Here is a 15,908-nt window from a genome sequence, read left to right on the forward strand (position 1 = left end):
ACAATCCACAAATTTCGTCGTCGCCGACGTGCACAGGGCCCTCCGCAAGCCCTAGGCTCAGGCCACATGACTGCAGCTATATCCGCCGACGGCATCCGTCAGCGGTACGGGGACGTGCAGGCCGTCGACGGGGTGTCCCTCACCGTCGAGGCCGGCGAATTTTACGGAATCCTGGGCCCCAACGGCGCCGGGAAGACCACCACGATGGAGATCCTGGAAGGCGTCCGCAAGCCGGACGAGGGCCGGGTCGAGCTGCTGGGGATGGCTCCCTGGCCGCGCAATCCGAAACTGCTGCCGCGCATCGGCGTGCAGTTCCAGGCCTCCGCCTTCTTCCGGAAACTGACGGCCCGGGAGACCATCCGCACCTTCGCGTCGTTCTACGGGGTCGGCCCCAAGCGGGCCGACGCGATGCTGGAGCGGGTCGGCCTGACCGACAAGGCCGACGTCATGACCGACCAGATGTCGGGCGGTCAGGCGCAGCGCCTGTCGATCGCCTGCGCGCTGGCCCACGACCCGGAGATCGTCTTCCTGGACGAGCCCACCACCGGCCTCGACCCGCAGGCCCGGCGCAACCTCTGGGACCTCCTGCGGGACATCAACGGCGAGGGCCGCACGGTCGTCCTCACCACCCACTACCTGGACGAGGCCGAGGTGCTCTGCGACCGGGTCTCGATCATGGACCACGGGAAGATCCTGCACACCGGCGCCCCGGCGACGCTGATCCGCGAGATCGACGACACCGTCCGGATCAGCGTCGCGTCCGGCCAGCTGTCCGTCGAGCGCGCCCGGGACCTGCTCACCGCGGCCGGCGCCGACATCGCCGCCCTGGAGGACGACAGCGTCTCGCTCTCCGTCTCCACCCGCCTCCCGGCCCCGGTCCTGAGCGTCCTGGCCGAGCAGAACGCGCTGCGCGGCCTCGAAGTGCGCGGCGCCACCCTGGAGGACGTCTTCCTCCAGCTGACCGGACGGGAGTACCGCGCATGACCGCCAGCACGTCCACCGAGCCGAAGACCCCCGCCCGGAGCGACGGTCCGAGCGGCGGCGCGAGCGCCGAGCGGGAGCGGGTCAGCGCGTTCTGGAGCCTGTCCCGCGCGATGCTGCTCGGCATGAAGCGCGACCGCACCGCGACCTTCTTCATCCTGCTCTTCCCGCTGGTGTTCCTGGTGTTCTTCGGCACCGTGGGCAAGGGCTCCAGCAGCCCGCACGCCAAGGTGGCGCAGGTCGGGGCGGTGAAGCTGTTCGACTCGATCCAGGGCGAGGGCCGGGTCGACCTGGACAAGGTCCTCACCATCACCAGGACCGACGACGCGGCCGCCACGCTGGAGAAGGTCCGCAAGGGCGACTTCGACGCGATGATCGAGCAGGGTCCGGACGGCAAGGTCGAGCTGCGCTTCAGCGCCGCCGACACCGTCCGCGCCGGCGCGCTCCGGGGCATCGTCAACTCGGTGGTCCAGAGCGCCAACCAGGCCGCCACCGGCCAGAAGCCGGCCTACGTGCTGGACGCCCAGCAGGTCGAAGACCAGTCGCTCAAGCCGATCCAGTTCCTCACCCCCGGCCTGCTCGGCTGGGCCGTCGCCACCGGCGCGGTGTTCGGTGCCGCACTGACCCTGGTCGGGTGGCGCAAGAGCAAGGTGCTGCGCCGGCTGCGGCTGGCCCCGGTGAGTGCGGGCACGGTCATCAGCTCCAGGATCCTGGTCTCGCTGCTGACCTCGCTCCTCCAGACCACCGTCTTCCTGACGGTCGCCACCAACTTCTTCGGGCTCAAGCTCACCGGCAACTGGTGGCTGGTCATCCCGCTGGTGGCCTGCGCGACGCTCGCCTTCATGTCGATCGGCCTGCTGGCCGGTTCGGTCGCCAAGACCGAGGAGGCGGCCAACGGCATCTCGCAGATCATCGTGCTGCCGATGTCCTTCCTGTCCGGCGCGTTCATCCCGCTGGACAGCGCGCCCGGCTGGCTGGAGACCATCTCCAAGGTCATGCCGCTGCGCTACCTGGTGACGGCCGCCCAGTCGGTACTGACCCGCGGCGGCGGCGTCATGGACGCCCTGCCCACCATGGGCGGACTGCTGCTCTTCGCGGCCGTGCTGACCGGCATCTCCTGGAAGCTGTTCAAGTGGGAGGACGTGTGACCGCCGCCCCGGTCGCCTGAGCCCCGACACACGCCCTGCGGGGTCGTACGCCTTTGGTCCCGGTGTACGACCCCGTCGGCGTCTGCGACCATGGTCGGGTGAAAGAGATCCGGCGAGGAACGTTCAGCGAGGAGACCTTCTTCGACCAGGTCGGCGGCGAACCGACCTTCCGGCGACTGGTCCACCGGTTCTACCAGGGCATCGCCGAGGACGAGTTGCTCCGGCCGATGTACCCCGAGGAGGACCTTGGCCCGGCCGAGGAGCGGATGACCCTGTTCCTGATGCAGTACTGGGGCGGCCCGCGCACCTACAGCGAGCAGCGCGGCCACCCCCGGCTGCGGATGCGGCACGTGCCGTTCAAGGTCGACCGCGCCGCGCACGACGCCTGGCTCAGGAACATGCGGGCGGCCGTGGACGACCTGGCCCTGCCCGCCGAGGCCGAGCGGCAGCTCTGGGACTACCTCACCTACGCCGCCGCCTCGATGATCAACACCCCGGGCTGATCCCCTCCGGTTACCGGAGCGGGCTGAGCCCCAGCCCCGCGCCGGGTGCGGCCACTGTCCGGACCGCCACCGAACCGGCCGGGGCGCTCAGCCGCAGCCAGCCGCCCGCCCGGTGCACGGTGAGCGGCGCCCCGGGCTTCAGGAAGCCGATCACGTACGCCGCGTGCACCGCCCGCAGCGGCAGCTCCGGCAGCACGGACACCGGGCGGGACCAGATCTCGTCGGCCAGCGCGTCCAGCACCGCACGGCCGCGGTGGTGCGCCGGGACGGCCTCGCTGCGCTCACGGAACTCCCGCACCCCGGCCATCAGTTCGGGGTACACCTCGGCCGCCGGCGGCGCCCCGACCGGCCGCCAGCCGGTGCGCGGCGGCAGCAGCCCGGCCCAGGCCGGTCCAGTCACCGGGGCGGGCAGCGCGACGGCACCCGTCCCGGCGTCCACGCCGTCCAGCAACTGGCCCGCCGAGACCGTCAGATCGGTCGGCTCGGCCGGCCCGGTCAGCCGGGCGGTGCGGATCGCCAGCGCGCCCGAACCGCCCAGCGGCAGCCGGCCGAAGACCGCCAGCACGCCGTCCTCCCCGGCCGGGGCCACCGCCTGCAACCGGACGGCCGCCGCCTTGTCGAAGCGCAGCAGGCGCAGCAGGAACGCGGAGAGGTCGGCGGCCTCCCCGGCGTCGGTGAGGGCGAGGCGGGCGGTGATGGTCAACGCGGGTCAGCTCGAATCGTCGGAGGTGGGTGCTCAGGCGGCGACTACGGCGGGCTCCTCGTCCATGAAGCGGGACAGGAACTCCCGCTCCACGGGCGAGATCCGGCGCGGCCGGCCCTCCGCCAGGTCGTAGGGCACGACCACGGTGGACGCCTGGACGTACACCGTCTCGGTGCCGTCCTCGGCGACGTCCTTGATCTCGTAGGACACGGTCAGCGAGGCGCCGCCGATGCGGGTCACCCGGGTCTCGACGGTGACCGGCTCCGGCCGGTGCACCAGCGGACGCTTGTAGTCGATCTCGTGGCGGGCCACCACCGAGCCGCCCGCGAACTCCCCCGCCCCGGCCTCGGCGGCCTGGGTGAACATGAAGTCGATCCGGGCCTCCTCCAGGTAGCGCAGGAAGACCACGTTGTTGACGTGGCCGAACGCGTCCATGTCGGACCAGCGCAGCGGGCAGGCGTAGATGTGGCGGGCCACAGGTGTTCTCCTCGACGTCCGGTCGCCCGCCGCCGTGCGGTGGCGGCGGGCCGGCGGCCGGCAGGCCGCCCCGAGGGGCAGTCTGCCGGGCCGCCGTGACGGCTGGGTGTCAGCCGCGGGTCAGCTTCTTGTACGTGGCCCGGTGCGGGCGGGCCGCGTCGGCGCCGAGCCGCTCGATCTTGTTCTTCTCGTACGACTCGAAGTTGCCCTCGAACCAGAACCACTTGCTCTCGCCCTCGTAGGCGAGGATGTGGGTGGCCACCCGGTCCAGGAACCAGCGGTCGTGGGAGATGACCACGGCGCAGCCGGGGAACTCCAGCAGGGCGTTCTCCAGCGAGGAGAGCGTCTCGACGTCGAGGTCGTTGGTGGGCTCGTCGAGGAGCAGCAGGTTGCCGCCCTGCTTGAGGGTGAGCGCCAGGTTCAGGCGGTTGCGCTCACCACCGGACAGCACACCGGCCGGCTTCTGCTGGTCCGGGCCCTTGAAGCCGAAGGCCGACACGTAGGCGCGGGACGGCATCTCGACCTGGCCGACGTTGATCCAGTCCAGACCGTCGGAGACGACCTCCCAGAGGGTCTTCTTCGGGTCGATGTTGGCGCGGCTCTGGTCGACGTAGCTGATCTTGACGGTCTCGCCGACCTTGACCACACCGGAGTCCGGGGTCTCCATGTCCTGGAGCATCTTGAACAGCGTGGTCTTGCCGGCGCCGTTGGGGCCGATGATGCCGACGATGCCGTTGCGCGGCAGGGTGAAGCTGAGGTCGTCGATCAGGATCTTCTCGCCGAAGGCCTTGGAGAGGTTCTCCACCTCGATGACGATGCTGCCCAAACGCGGGCCCGGCGGGATCTGGATCTCCTCGAAGTCCAGCTTCCGCATCTTGTCCGCCTCGGCCGCCATCTCCTCGTAGCGGGCCAGACGGGCCTTGGACTTCGCCTGGCGGCCCTTGGCGTTGGAGCGGACCCACTCCAGCTCCTCGCGGAGCCGCTTGGCGCGCTTGGCGTCCTTCTGGCCCTCGACCTTGAGGCGGGACTGCTTGGACTCCAGGTAGGTGGAGTAGTTGCCCTCGTAGCCGATGGCGCGGCCGCGGTCGAGCTCCAGGATCCAGCCGGCCACGTTGTCCAGGAAGTACCGGTCGTGGGTGACGGCGACGACGGTGCCGGGGTACTTGGCCAGGTGCTGCTCCAGCCAGTTCACCGACTCGGCGTCCAGGTGGTTGGTGGGCTCGTCGAGCAGCAGCAGGTCGGGGGACTCCAGCAGCAGCTTGCAGAGCGCCACGCGGCGCTTCTCGCCACCGGAGAGCTTGGTGACCGGCCAGTCGCCGGGCGGGCAGCCCAGGGCGTCCATGGCCTGCTCCAGCTGGGCCTCCAGGTCCCACGCGTTGGCGTGGTCCAGGTCCTCCTGGAGCTTGCCCATCTCGTCCAGCAGGGCGTCCGAGTAGTCGGTCGCCATCAGCTCGGCGATCTCGTTGAAGCGGTTGAGCTTCCCCTTGATCTCCTTGACGCCGTCCTCGACGTTCTCCAGGACGGTCTTGGTCTCGTCGAGCGGCGGCTCCTGGAGCAGCATGCCGACGGTGAAACCGGGCGAGAGGAAGGCGTCGCCGTTGGAGGGGTGCTCCAGGCCGGCCATCATCTTCAGCACGGTGGACTTGCCCGCGCCGTTGGGGCCCACGACGCCGATCTTCGCCCCGGGGAGGAAGCTGAGCGTCACGTCGTCAAGGATGACCTTGTCTCCGTGCGCCTTGCGCACCTTGCGCATCGTGTAGATGTATTCCGCCACGTGAGATCGCTCCGGCGTCGTCGGGAGTATTCGGCTTGCAGCCTTCCATTGTGCCGCACCCGGCCGGGGGCCCCGAACGCCCGGTGTGCCCCACGGGGGTATCCGCAGCGCGGCGTTGAACGGCGAAGGCCCGGCCCCCGCAGCGGGTGCGGGGGCCGGGCCGGGTGCCGTCAGGGCCTCAGGAGGTCAGCGCCTCCGGGCCTGCGGGGCGGTTCAGGCGGCGGTGCGACCGTGGCGGCCACGGCGGCGCAGGACGAAGACCGCGGCGCCACCGGCCAGGACCAGGCCACCGGCGACGGCGGCGAGGATCGGGGTCGAGTCACTGGCACCGGTCTGGGCCAGGCCACCGGTGCCCGGGGCGGAGTTGGTCGCGGCCGGGCTCGGGTGCGCGCCGGCGGCGGTGCTGGCACCGGCCGACGGGGTGCCGGCCTGGCTCGGGGTGCCACTCGGGGTGCCGGTCGGGACGGTGCTCGGGGCGGTGCTCGGGGCGCCGCTCGGGGTGCCGCTCGCGGCCGGGGTCGACGGGCCGGAGGTCGGCGGGGTCACGCCGGTCTTGCAGTCCAGGACGCCCTTGAACTCCTTGGCGAAGCCGTTCGGGCCGGTGACGTTGATGTCGTAGGCGGCCTTCTCGGCGACCGGGACGAGCACGTTCTCGGTCTTGCCCGGCTGGACGGTCAGCTGCTTGCCCGGCTTGACCGTGACGGTGGCGGCCTCGTCACCGCCGTTGGTGACGGTGACGCGCACGCCGTTGTTCTCGCACTCGACCTGGGCGGTGCTGTCGACCAGCGCGCCCTGGCCCTGCTTCCAGGTGGCCTTGGCGCCGGCGGAGACGCTGAGCTTGCTGGAGCCGGCCAGGATCATGCTCTGGCTGTGCCGCTTCGGGTCGTAGCCCTCGCTGAGGAAGACCCGGCCGCTGGGCACGACGGTGTCGGCGGCGGCGGCCAGGGCGACGGAGCCGTCCGGGGTGCCGGCCGGCACGTCCAGGAACAGCTGGGTCTCCTTGATCGGACCGGTCAGGGTGGCGCCGACCGGCTTGCCGTCCTTGTCCACCACCTTGACCTTGTCGGCGGCGTCACCGGTGACGGTGAGCTTCACCTCGGCGGCGCTGGACTTGAGGGTGAAGGGGCCGAGCTTGTTGCCGGACTTGCCGGAGACGGAGTCCGGGTTGAGCGTCAACGAGGGGTTGGGCTCGGCGGCGATGCCCTTGTTGGCGTCGCCGAGCAGGTAGTCGCGCAGCTTCTTGGCCTTGGCGTTGCGCGGGGTGGCGTTCTTGTTGTCCGAGAACTTCCAGATCGCGGCCTGGGTGCCCGCGGCGGCGTCCTCGGCGGTCAGGCCGTCGACGCCGACGGTCTTGCCGAGCGCCGTCAGGTCCTTGACCTGCGGGTAGGAGTTCTCCAGGATCCAGCGGATCTTGGAGGCCGCCTCGACCTTGTTCTTGCCGCCGAGGGAGCTCGACTTCCAGTCCGACTCCTGGTACTTCGCGGCGCTGTCCAGGTAGACCGGGTTGTCGAAGTCGATGCAGTAGGTCTGGATCTCGCCGTTGGACGTCTTGAGGGTGAACAGACCGCCGTCGACGGTCCCCTTGCCCTCGACGTCGATCTTCTCGCCCACCATCGTGTTCTGGAGGACGGCCTTGACGCCCGCACCCGGGGTGTCCGCCGCGGCCGCCGCACCGGCCGCGAACAGGCCCCCGCCCAACACCAGGCTGGTCGTGAGCATGACAGTGGTTATGCGGGGGAGACTCCGCACCTGCCTCTGGAACATCTGGGATCCCTCCGGGGCCGGGCCGCACCGATGGACAGCCCGCCGACTTGCCGTGCCGCGCGCGCCCCCTGTGGCGCTGCTGCGGGTATGAACCAGACGAATCCTATTGAGCCCCGCAGGCCCCGAAACCCCCATGCGAAATCAGGACGATTCCGTATCTGGATCGTTATCAACCCCCTCAGTTTCGACACAAGCTGACGATCAGCCAGAATCTCCTCGCGACTTTTCGTTATCCGGGCGAGATTGCGCATGCGGGCGCAACAACAGTCTCGATCAACATATTTGTCGACAGTTAAGGTCATCGACCCGTCAGATCAGCGCAGCCTGCTCGCCACCTCCCCGCTCCCCCTCGGCCACCCTGCCCCGCTCCCCCACCTCCGCCTCCGACACCCCGTCCGACACCGGCCGCGCCGGCGGCGGGGGCTCCGGCGGGCGCGGCGCCGAGGCCACCGCCAAGGCCTTCCGCGCCTCCAGTGCGTCGGCGATCCACCCCGGCACCACCCCTGCCCCGGCCTGCGCCCCGCTCGGCCCGGTGGCGCCCGACGGCTGCCCGCGCACCCCCGCCGCCCAACGGAACGCCGAGGTACCACGGGTGAGGTCGTGTCCGACCGATCGGGCGTCGATCTCGGCCCCGGTGCGCTTCACCTCGCCGTCGGCCCACTCCCGCAGCCGCAGCCGACCGCTCACCAGCACCGGATCCCCCTTGGCGAGCGAACCGATCAGATTGACCGCGAGCCCCCGCCAGGCCGTCACCGTCAGCCACTGCGTCTCGCCGTCCGCCCAGCACTCGCGCTGCCGGTCGTACCGGCGCTCGGTGCAGCCGAGCCGGAACTTGGCCATCGGCACCCCGCTGCCCGTTTCGCCGTAGCTCACCTCCGTCGCGACAATGCCGACGATCGTCACCTGCATCTCGTTCACAGTGCACTCTCCGTTCTCGCCGATGCACCGTACGGAATCGACCGGTGCGCGTTGAGAGTGCGCTTCGCGGGAAATCCCCGCCAGAGAGTTCTGAAATCCTGTGGACAACTCGATGCCTCGGAAAACCGACGTCACTCGCAGGGGTGAATTTCGGCCTTTCGGCACCCCTTCGAGCCCATCTCATCGCGGCCATGACAACAAACCGGCTGCTCGCCGCCCCCAACCGACACGCCCCGGAACAGCGCCGACCGACCGTCCGCGCACGTCATCCGACCGGAGGAAGCCGAATACGGCCCCCCACCCGCACCGGTGGCGACACATTCTCCGTGCCGAATCCATAACGGGTGGGGCGGCAGCCCCGTAACGACTGCACAACGTCCGGCTCGGAACACTCCCAGACCGCTGCACTCACGGCGTTCACCTGCGATTATCGGACCGCTCCACCGAACCGACACACCAACGGCGGTGTCGTCACACTCGGCCGAGGAACTGGGCACCCTTATCCTGTCCCCGACAGGTCGAGGGCCCACCGACCCCCACCCCCACCCTCACGGTACGGGGCCGGACACGCGCGCCCCCGGCGCTCGTCGTCCGACCCGGCCACGGTCACGCCCGCCCGGGCGCAGCCCGTCCCGCCCCCATAGCTCAGCGGATAGAGCACCCGCCTTCTAAGCGGTAGGTCGCAGGTTCGAATCCTGCTGGGGGCACCACCTCGGCATTCCCGCAGGCCGCCAGGCCGGCGGCCGCATTGCCCGGCCGTCGCGGGCTCCCGGAAATCCCCTCCGCACACCGCCTGATTGCGTACACCCACCGCACCTAACCCGTGACGATGCGTGTCATGGCCACCGCGATAACAGGCTGCTCCGGATGACCCCCACTGCGGATCGGATGCGGGAGAAGACCCGAACAACCGAAATCCCGGGCGAATCACGCTCCGGGGACAATCCGCCCCACCGACCCGGCCGGGAGCCGCTCGGTGGGGTTCCCGGCCGGCCGCTCAGCCGATGGCGGCGAGTCTGCCGCCGGTGGCGCGTCAGTCGCCGGTGGCGCGTCAGCCGGCGGTGGCGAGCCCGGCCAGGTAGGCGTCCAGCAGAGCGGTCTGCCGCTCGGGCGGGAACTCCGCCGGGGCGAACAACACCTGCACCACCAGGCCGAGCGCGAAGGCCTGCGCACCGGTCGCGAGCGCGGCGGCGTCAGCCCCGGCCGGGAGCTCCCCGAGCCGCTGGGCGTCCGCGACGTGCACCGCGAGGGCCTCGCGCGAGCGGGCGTAGCGACCCGCGTGCGCGGCCGCGAGCGCGGGGTCCGACAGGGCGACGTCCCAGGAGCCGACCCAGATCCGGTTGCCGGCCGCCGCCGCCCCGTCGAGCGGCAGGACGTCGAGCAGCGCGGCCCGCAGTCGGGCCAGCCCGGGGGGTGGCGGCGGGGTGCCGTCGGCGGGGGCGGTGCGCCGGGGCCGGGAGCCGGAGCGCCGGTCGAGTTCGTCCAGGGCGTGGCTCAGCAGGGCCCGCTTGTTGGGGAAGTAGTGCGTCAACAGGCCGGTGGAGGCGCCCAGTTCGGTGGCCACGGCGCGCAGGGTCAGCCCCTCGAAGCCACGGCTGGAGAGCACCCGCCACACGCCCTCGGACACTTCCAGGCGGCGGGCGTCATGGTCTCCACGGGCCGGTGTCATGGGGGTCATCGTACATACCAAACGTTTGTTATGTATGGTTCCCAGCACACCGCGCATCCCGTGGACCGTGCATCCCGTGAAAGGCCAGCCCATGTTTGCCGTACCGCTCGCCGAGAACGCCGAACTGCGCCCGCTGGAGCCGTGGCAGGCGGCCGAGTTCCTGGCCCACATCGACCGCGCCCGCGCCCACACCGACCCGTGGATCCCCTGGGCCACCCGCTCCACCGACCTCGACTCCGCCCGCGCCACCCTCCAGCGCTACGCCGACCAGCAGGCCGCCGACAGCGGCCGGATCTACGGCATCTGGCGGGACGGCACGCTGGTCGGCGGCGTGATGTTCGTGAGCTTCAACGCCCAGAGCGGCGTCTGCGAGATCGGCGCCTGGACCGAGCCGGCCGGCGAGGGCGGCGGGCTGATCACCGCCGGCGTCCGGGTGCTGCTCGACTACGCCTTCACCACCCGCGGCCTGCACCGCGCCGAGTGGTGGTGCTCCGCCGGCAACGCCCGCAGCCGGGCCGTCGCCGAGCGGGTCGGCATGAGCCTGGACGGCACCCTGCGCGAGTGGTACCCGCACAACGGGGTCCGCCACGACAAGCAGATCTGGTCGATCCTGGCTCCGGAGTGGACGCCCGGGGCCTGACCGGACGCGGCGGGGCCCGGTGGACACCCCCGTGTCCCACCGGACCCCGCACCCCGGGCCGTCGCCCCCGGCCCCCAAGACCCCTCAGGCCCCTCAGGCCGCCAGCACCGGCGGCTCCGCCGCCGCCACCGCCCTGGGCACCCGCAGCGCGAGCAGCAGGACCAGCACCAGCAGACCGCCGGCCGACAGGAACACCACGTCGACGGCGTCCGTGAAGCTGCGCAGCGCGTGCTCGCGGGCCGCGCCGCCGAGCGTCCGGACGGCGCCGAGCGGCAGGCCGGGCTCGCCGTCCGTGAAGACCCGGGCCAGCACGGTGCCGAAGAGCGCCGCGCCGAGCGCGCTGCCGAGGGTCTGGAAGAAGCGGATCCCGGTGGTCGCGACGCCGAGCTGGTGCCGGGGGACGGACTCCTGCACCACCGTGACCAGCTGGCCGATCAGCTGGCCCATCCCGACGCCCAGCAGGACGAGTTCGCCGCAGACCGCCCACAGCCCGGTGGTCGGGCCGTTGAGGCCGAGCAGGAGCAGGGCGATCGCCGCGCAGCCCGCGCCGGCCACCAGGAAGGTGCGCTCCGCGTAGCCGCGGGCGGTGAGCCGGCCGGCCAGCAGGCCGACCGCCGTCATCCCGCCCGCCATCGGGATCAGGTAGAGGCTGGCCGAGGTGGGGTCGACGCCGCGGGCGATCTGCAGGTAGAGCATCACGTAGACGATCGAGCCGGTCATGCCCATCCCGACCAGGCCCTGGATCGCGAAGCCGAGGCGCACCACGCTGATCCGGAACAGCGACAGCGGCAGCACCGGCTCGGCGGCGGTGGCCTGGCGCCACACGAAGAGGCCGAACGCGGCCAGGGTGGCGGCGACGAGCCCGAGGATCACCGGGGAGGTCCAGGCGTAGTCCTTGCCGCCCCACTCGGTGACCAGCAGCAGCCCGGTCGCGAAGGCGGCGGCGAGGGCCGCGCCGAGGAAGTCCAGGCTGCGGCGGCCGGCCGCCGGCGGCAGCTTGATCACCAGGGCGGTGCCGACCAGGACGAGCAGGCCGAGCGGCAGGTTGATGTAGAAGATCCAGCGCCAGCCGAGGTGGTCGGTGAACAGCGCCCCGATCAGCGGGCCGACCGCCATCCCGATGCCCGCGACGATCCCGCCCATCGCGCCGCCCTTGCCGCTGCCGCGCTCGGCCGGGTCCTTGAGGTGGGCGACGACCACCATGGTGACGCTCATCAGCCCGCCGCCGCCGATGCCCTGGAGGGCCCGGAAGGCGATCAGCTGGCCCATCGACTGCGCGAGCCCGCAGAGCGCCGAGCCGACCAGGAAGGTGCCGACCGCGCCGAGCAGCACGCGTTTGGCGCCGTACAGGTCGCAGAGCTTGCCGTAGAGCGGCAGCAGCGCGGTCGCGGCGAGGGCGAACGAGCTGATCAGCCAGGGCAGCCGGTCGACGCCGTGGACGGGGTCAAGCTCCCGGACGATCGGCACGGTGGCCGCGGACACGATGTTCATGTCGAGCACGGCCAGCACGATCGTGACCAGGCAGAGCAGCATGCCCAGGTTGCGCTGGGCCGGTGTCATCAAGGCAGGGGCAGCGGGTGCCATCGGTAAGTCCCCCCAGGGTCGGTGGAGTTCGGGCCGGGCCGGTGCGGCCGGCGGCACGTCCTCACCATGGCAGTTTTTTTATACCTGGTCAATTCTTAAGCTCAGCTCAATCTTCATCCTGGTCGATCTTTGATCCTGGTACAGTCGAGCCATGGCGACGCACACCGGCTTCAGCCCCGACGACGACCGCGACCTCGACGCCCTCCCGCTGCGCGAGCGCAAGAAGATCCAGACCGGCATCCGGATCTGGCGCACCGCCATCGGGCTGTTCGCCGAGCGGGACTTCGACCAGGTCTCGGTGGCCGAGATCGCGGCCGCCGCCGAGGTGTCCAAGATGACCGTCTTCAACTACTTCCCCACCAAGGAAGACCTGGTCATGGCCCCCATGGAGCAGCACCTCGACGAGCCGGCCCGGGTGGTCCGCGAACGCGCCCCCGGCACCTCGGCGGTGGCGGCGCTGCGCGAGCAGTACCTCGCCGCGCTGGAGCAGCACGACCCGGCCACCGGGCTGAGCGACGAACCGCTCGTGCTCGACGTGGTCCGGCTGATCCACCGCACCCCGGCCCTGGCGATGCGCGCCACCGCCGGCTTCGGCCGGCACGCGCAGGGCCTGCTGACCACCGAACTCCTCGCCCAGGACCCGGCCCACGACGAGCTCACCGCACAGATCGCCGCCGCCCAACTGCTGGCCGCCCGACTGGCCCTGACCACCGAGAACCAGCGCAGGATACTGACCGGCGAACGCGCCGCGGCCGCCCTGCCCGCCGCCCTCGACCGGGCCGCGCGCGCCTTCGCCCTGGTCGAGGGCGGCCTCGGCGACTACTGCGCCGTCGCCTCCTGAGAGAGTGGGCGCACCACGACCGCCCGGAGGTGCGCATGGACCAGCCGCTGCTCACGCGGGACCGCTCCGCCCTGCCCGCCCACGCCGAGGGCCTGCACGCGTACGTCGGCGAGGACGGCGTCGCCGTCCTGGAGTTCGCCCGACCGCACCGGCGCAACGCGGTGACCCTGGAGATCTGGCAGGCGCTGCCGAAGGTGCTGCTGCGCCTCGCCGAGCAGCCGGGGGTGCGCGCCCTGCTGGTCACCGGCGCCGGCGGCACCTTCAGCGCGGGCGCGGACATCGCCGAACTCGCCGAGGTGTACGGCGATCCGGAGCGCGCGGACGCCTACCACGCGGTCAACGTCGCCGCCGAGGAGGCACTGGCGGCCTTCCCGCACCCGACCGTCGCCGTGGTGCAGGGCGCCTGCGTGGGCGGCGGCTGCCAGCTGGCCGTCGCGTGCGACCTGCGGTTCGTCGCCGAGGACGCCCGGCTGGGGATCACCCCGGCCAAGCTCGGCGTGGTCTACCCGGCGGTGCCGACCGTACGGCTGGCCCGGCTGGTCGGCCCGGCCCGCGCCAAGTACCTGCTGTTCTCCGGCGAGTTGGTGACGGGCCGCGACGCGCTGCCGCTGGGCCTGGCGGAGCGCGTCCTACCGGGCGCCGAACTGGACGCCGCCGCGCTGGAGTTCGCCCGACTGCTGACCCGGCGCTCGGCCCAGACCATCGGTGCGGTGAAGGCCGCGCTGGCCGTCCCGGCGGAGCGGGCGGCGCAGGCGCTGGCGCCCTGGGAGCGCCGCTCCCGGGAGACCTCGGACGTGCCCGAGGGGCTGGCCGCGTTCCTGGAGGGCCGCCCGGCGCGGTTCTGACCGGGGCCGGGCACCAGGTCCGACCGGGGCCGGGCCTCAGGTCCGGGCACCGGCCGCGCGGACGGGCTCGCGTACGATCATCCGATCGGCGCCGGGCCGTCCCGACGCCCGCGCCCCGACGCCCCCGTCGCGCCGACCTTTCACGCCGACCCCTTTGCGCACCCGGAGCACACACCCCGATGACGACCGAGGCCACGACCGCCCCCACCAGCCGGACGATCTGGGCCCGCCGGGTCACCGACGGCGTCGAGCCGAAGAACGTCATCATCGCGATGCTCCCCCTGATGGGCGTCATCCGCTACGGCTGGACGGGCCTCGGCTGGGCGGCCTTCGCGGCCCTGTTCGCGGCCGTCATCCCGACCATGTTCATCCAGCGCGGCATCCGCAAGGGCACCCTGGAGGACCGCCACGTCGGCCACCGGCAGCGCCGGCTGACCGTCATCCCGTTCATCATGGGCTCGGTCGCGACCAGCTTCGCCGTGATGCTCTGGCTGGACGCCCCGGCCGACCTGACCGCGATGGTGCTGGCGATGTTCGCCTCGCTGGTCCCGATCCTGGTGATCACCGTCTGGTGGAAGGTCTCCGTGCACACCGCCGTGGCCGCCGGCGCGGTGGTCTGCCTCGGGATCGCGCTCGGCCCGCTGTGGCTGCTGCTCGCCCCGCTGGTCGCGGCGATCGGCTGGTCCCGGGTGGTGCTGCGGGACCACACCACCGCGCAGACCATCGTCGGCGCGGCGGTGGGCGCGCTCACCGCCGGACTCGCCTTCTGGGCGGCCCGGTAGCCCGGCGGGCCGACGGCCCAACAGCCCGGTAGCCGGGCTCAGCGGATCGGCATCCCCGAGATCGCCCGCGCGATCACCAGCCGCTGGATCTCGCTGGTCCCCTCGAAGATCGAGTAGATCGCGCTGTCCCGGTGCATCCGCTCCACCGGGTACTCCCGGGTGAAGCCGTTGCCGCCGAGGATCTGCATCGCCTGCGCGGTGACCCACTTGGCCGTCTCGCCCGCGTACAGCTTGGACATCGAGCCCTCGGCCGCGGTGAACGGCTGGTTGTTGGCCGCCATCCAGGAGGCCCGCCACACCAGCAGGCGGGAGGCGTCGATCCGGGTCTTCATGTCGGCGAGCTGGAAGGCCACGCCCTGGTTGTCGATGATCGGGCGGCCGAACTGCTCGCGGGTCCTCGCGTAGTCCAGCGCCACCTCGTACGCGGCCCGGGCGATGCCGATCGCCTGCGCGCCGACGGCCGGCCGGGAGGCCTCGAAGGTGGCCATCGCCGCGTTGCCCCTGCCCCCCGGGCGCTTGACCCCTTCACGGGCCCGGGCCAGCCGCTCGTCCAGCTTCTCCTTGCCGCCGAGCAGGCAGCTGCCGGGCACCCGGACGTCGTCCAGCACCACCTCGGCGGTGTGCGAGGCGCGGATGCCGTGCTTCTTGAACTTCTGGCCCTGGCTCAGCCCGGGGGTGCCCGGCGGGACGATGAAGGAGGCCTGGCCCTTCGCCCCGAGCTCCGGGTCGACGGTGGCGACGACGACGTGGACGGCGGCGATCCCGCCGTTGGTGGCCCAGGTCTTGGTGCCGTTGAGCACCCACTCGTCCTTGGCCCCGTCGTACACCGCCCGGGTGCGCAGCGCGGAGACGTCGGAGCCGGCGTCGGGCTCGGAGGAGCAGAACGCGGCCACCTTGAGGTCGTCCGGGGTGCCGAACATCTGCGGGGTCCAGGTGCCGATCTGCTCGTCGGTGCCGTTGGCGAGCACCGCGACGGCGGCCAGCGTGGTGCCGACGATGGACAGCCCGATGCCCGCGTCGCCCCAGAACAGCTCCTCCATGGCGATCGGGATGCCGACGCCGGAGGGGTCGAAGTACTGCTGGGCGTAGAAGTCCAGCGAGTAGATGCCCAGCTTGGCGGCCTCCTGGATGATCGGCCAGGGGGTCTCCTCGCGCTCGTCCCACTCGGCCGCGGCGGGGCGGACGACGTCGGCGGCGAAGCCGTGCAGCCAGTCGCGTACGGCGAGCTGGTCCGCGCCCGGGTCCAGCGAGAACGTGCTGCTCATGGTGCTTGCCTCCG

The 15,908-nt window shown here is 71.9% G+C and carries 15 protein-coding genes and 1 tRNA gene; 8 read left to right on the forward strand and 8 right to left on the reverse strand.

All coding sequences use genetic code 11. The annotated features are described in order from the left end of the window. Positions 1–66: 66 nt before the first annotated feature. From ACFVHI_RS11180 to ACFVHI_RS11190, 3 genes are all read left to right on the forward strand, one after another. Positions 67–984 carry an ABC transporter ATP-binding protein gene (locus ACFVHI_RS11180; RefSeq protein ID WP_363376284.1) on the forward strand — a complete coding sequence of 306 codons (918 nt, stop codon included), beginning with the start codon at positions 67–69 and terminating at the stop codon, positions 982–984. Next, a complete protein-coding gene (locus tag ACFVHI_RS11185) occupies positions 981–2,129 on the forward strand; it encodes an ABC transporter permease (RefSeq protein ID WP_380337990.1) in 1,149 nt (382 codons plus the stop codon). Before ACFVHI_RS11180 ends, ACFVHI_RS11185 begins: the two co-directional genes overlap by 4 nt. Positions 2,130–2,227: 98 nt before the next feature. Continuing rightward, positions 2,228–2,632 carry a globin gene (locus ACFVHI_RS11190; protein WP_063351424.1) on the forward strand — a complete coding sequence of 135 codons (405 nt, stop codon included), beginning with the start codon at positions 2,228–2,230 and terminating at the stop codon, positions 2,630–2,632. Between the two features lie 10 nt (positions 2,633–2,642). On the opposite strand, the gene ACFVHI_RS11195 is transcribed toward ACFVHI_RS11190, so the two are convergent. The 5 genes from ACFVHI_RS11195 to ACFVHI_RS11215 all read right to left on the reverse strand — a co-directional run bounded on the left by ACFVHI_RS11195 (position 2,643) and on the right by ACFVHI_RS11215 (position 8,259). Next, on the reverse strand, positions 2,643–3,335 hold the full coding sequence (locus ACFVHI_RS11195; protein WP_380337993.1) for a hypothetical protein: 693 nt from the start codon (positions 3,333–3,335) through the stop codon (positions 2,643–2,645). Positions 3,336–3,368: 33 nt separating this feature from the next. Beyond that, positions 3,369–3,812, reverse strand: coding sequence for a thioesterase family protein (locus tag ACFVHI_RS11200; RefSeq protein ID WP_063349408.1), 444 nt, complete (start codon positions 3,810–3,812; stop codon positions 3,369–3,371). A 109-nt stretch (positions 3,813–3,921) separates the two neighbouring features. Next, entirely contained in the window at positions 3,922–5,586 is a 1,665-nt protein-coding gene (gene ettA, locus ACFVHI_RS11205) for an energy-dependent translational throttle protein EttA (RefSeq protein WP_079135893.1), read from the reverse strand. 213 nt (positions 5,587–5,799) lie between these two features. Beyond that, positions 5,800–7,305 carry a Cys-Gln thioester bond-forming surface protein gene (locus tag ACFVHI_RS11210; RefSeq protein ID WP_380337997.1) on the reverse strand — a complete coding sequence of 502 codons (1,506 nt, stop codon included), beginning with the start codon at positions 7,303–7,305 and terminating at the stop codon, positions 5,800–5,802. A gap of 354 nt (positions 7,306–7,659) precedes the next feature. Then, on the reverse strand, positions 7,660–8,259 hold the full coding sequence (locus ACFVHI_RS11215; RefSeq protein ID WP_380338041.1) for a single-stranded DNA-binding protein: 600 nt from the start codon (positions 8,257–8,259) through the stop codon (positions 7,660–7,662). Between the two features lie 643 nt (positions 8,260–8,902). Here ACFVHI_RS11215 and ACFVHI_RS11220 point away from each other — a divergent pair. Beyond that, positions 8,903–8,978: transfer RNA gene (locus ACFVHI_RS11220), tRNA-Arg, on the forward strand. A 341-nt stretch (positions 8,979–9,319) separates the two neighbouring features. Here the strand turns inward: ACFVHI_RS11220 and ACFVHI_RS11225 are convergent. Then, positions 9,320–9,937 (reverse strand): TetR/AcrR family transcriptional regulator, encoded by a 618-nt coding sequence (locus tag ACFVHI_RS11225; RefSeq protein ID WP_380338000.1) that lies wholly within the window; start codon positions 9,935–9,937, stop codon positions 9,320–9,322. Between the two features lie 91 nt (positions 9,938–10,028). Between ACFVHI_RS11225 and ACFVHI_RS11230 the strand changes: the two genes are divergently transcribed. Next, positions 10,029–10,577 carry a GNAT family N-acetyltransferase gene (locus ACFVHI_RS11230; RefSeq protein WP_063349405.1) on the forward strand — a complete coding sequence of 183 codons (549 nt, stop codon included), beginning with the start codon at positions 10,029–10,031 and terminating at the stop codon, positions 10,575–10,577. Positions 10,578–10,670: 93 nt separating this feature from the next. Here ACFVHI_RS11230 and ACFVHI_RS11235 read toward each other — a convergent pair whose 3' ends face one another. After that, entirely contained in the window at positions 10,671–12,137 is a 1,467-nt protein-coding gene (locus ACFVHI_RS11235; protein ID WP_380338003.1) for an MFS transporter, read from the reverse strand. A gap of 175 nt (positions 12,138–12,312) precedes the next feature. On the opposite strand from ACFVHI_RS11235, the gene ACFVHI_RS11240 reads away from it, so the two are divergent. The 3 genes from ACFVHI_RS11240 to ACFVHI_RS11250 all read left to right on the forward strand — a co-directional run bounded on the left by ACFVHI_RS11240 (position 12,313) and on the right by ACFVHI_RS11250 (position 14,629). Continuing rightward, complete coding sequence (locus ACFVHI_RS11240) at positions 12,313–13,002, forward strand: TetR/AcrR family transcriptional regulator (RefSeq protein WP_063349404.1); 690 nt, start codon at positions 12,313–12,315, stop codon at positions 13,000–13,002. A 35-nt stretch (positions 13,003–13,037) separates the two neighbouring features. Then, positions 13,038–13,847 (forward strand): enoyl-CoA hydratase/isomerase family protein, encoded by an 810-nt coding sequence (locus ACFVHI_RS11245; RefSeq protein WP_079135891.1) that lies wholly within the window; start codon positions 13,038–13,040, stop codon positions 13,845–13,847. Positions 13,848–14,026: 179 nt separating this feature from the next. Then, positions 14,027–14,629, forward strand: coding sequence for a hypothetical protein (locus tag ACFVHI_RS11250; RefSeq protein ID WP_063349403.1), 603 nt, complete (start codon positions 14,027–14,029; stop codon positions 14,627–14,629). A 38-nt stretch (positions 14,630–14,667) separates the two neighbouring features. Here the strand turns inward: ACFVHI_RS11250 and ACFVHI_RS11255 are convergent, their stop codons facing one another. Then, positions 14,668–15,894 carry an acyl-CoA dehydrogenase family protein gene (locus ACFVHI_RS11255; RefSeq protein WP_380338008.1) on the reverse strand — a complete coding sequence of 409 codons (1,227 nt, stop codon included), beginning with the start codon at positions 15,892–15,894 and terminating at the stop codon, positions 14,668–14,670. Positions 15,895–15,908 lie beyond the last annotated feature (14 nt).

This window comes from Kitasatospora sp. NPDC127121 (genome assembly GCF_042677305.1).
GTDB lineage: Bacteria > Actinomycetota > Actinomycetes > Streptomycetales > Streptomycetaceae > Kitasatospora.

Excerpts from the sequence above, each read along its gene's own strand:
- ACFVHI_RS11180 (WP_363376284.1), top strand. The coding sequence starts at position 67 with ATGACTGCAGCTATATCCGCCGACGGCATCCGTCAGCGGTACGGGGAC.
- ACFVHI_RS11185 (WP_380337990.1), top strand. The coding sequence starts at position 981 with ATGACCGCCAGCACGTCCACCGAGCCGAAGACCCCCGCCCGGAGCGAC.
- ACFVHI_RS11210 (WP_380337997.1), bottom strand. The coding sequence starts at position 7,305 with ATGCTCACGACCAGCCTGGTGTTGGGCGGGGGCCTGTTCGCGGCCGGT.
- ACFVHI_RS11215 (WP_380338041.1), bottom strand. The coding sequence starts at position 8,259 with ATGCAGGTGACGATCGTCGGCATTGTCGCGACGGAGGTGAGCTACGGC.
- ACFVHI_RS11225 (WP_380338000.1), bottom strand. The coding sequence starts at position 9,937 with ATGACACCGGCCCGTGGAGACCATGACGCCCGCCGCCTGGAAGTGTCC.
- ACFVHI_RS11230 (WP_063349405.1), top strand. The coding sequence starts at position 10,029 with ATGTTTGCCGTACCGCTCGCCGAGAACGCCGAACTGCGCCCGCTGGAG.
- ACFVHI_RS11235 (WP_380338003.1), bottom strand. The coding sequence starts at position 12,137 with ATGACACCGGCCCAGCGCAACCTGGGCATGCTGCTCTGCCTGGTCACG.
- ACFVHI_RS11240 (WP_063349404.1), top strand. The coding sequence starts at position 12,313 with ATGGCGACGCACACCGGCTTCAGCCCCGACGACGACCGCGACCTCGAC.
- ACFVHI_RS11245 (WP_079135891.1), top strand. The coding sequence starts at position 13,038 with ATGGACCAGCCGCTGCTCACGCGGGACCGCTCCGCCCTGCCCGCCCAC.
- ACFVHI_RS11250 (WP_063349403.1), top strand. The coding sequence starts at position 14,027 with ATGACGACCGAGGCCACGACCGCCCCCACCAGCCGGACGATCTGGGCC.
- ACFVHI_RS11255 (WP_380338008.1), bottom strand. The coding sequence starts at position 15,894 with ATGAGCAGCACGTTCTCGCTGGACCCGGGCGCGGACCAGCTCGCCGTA.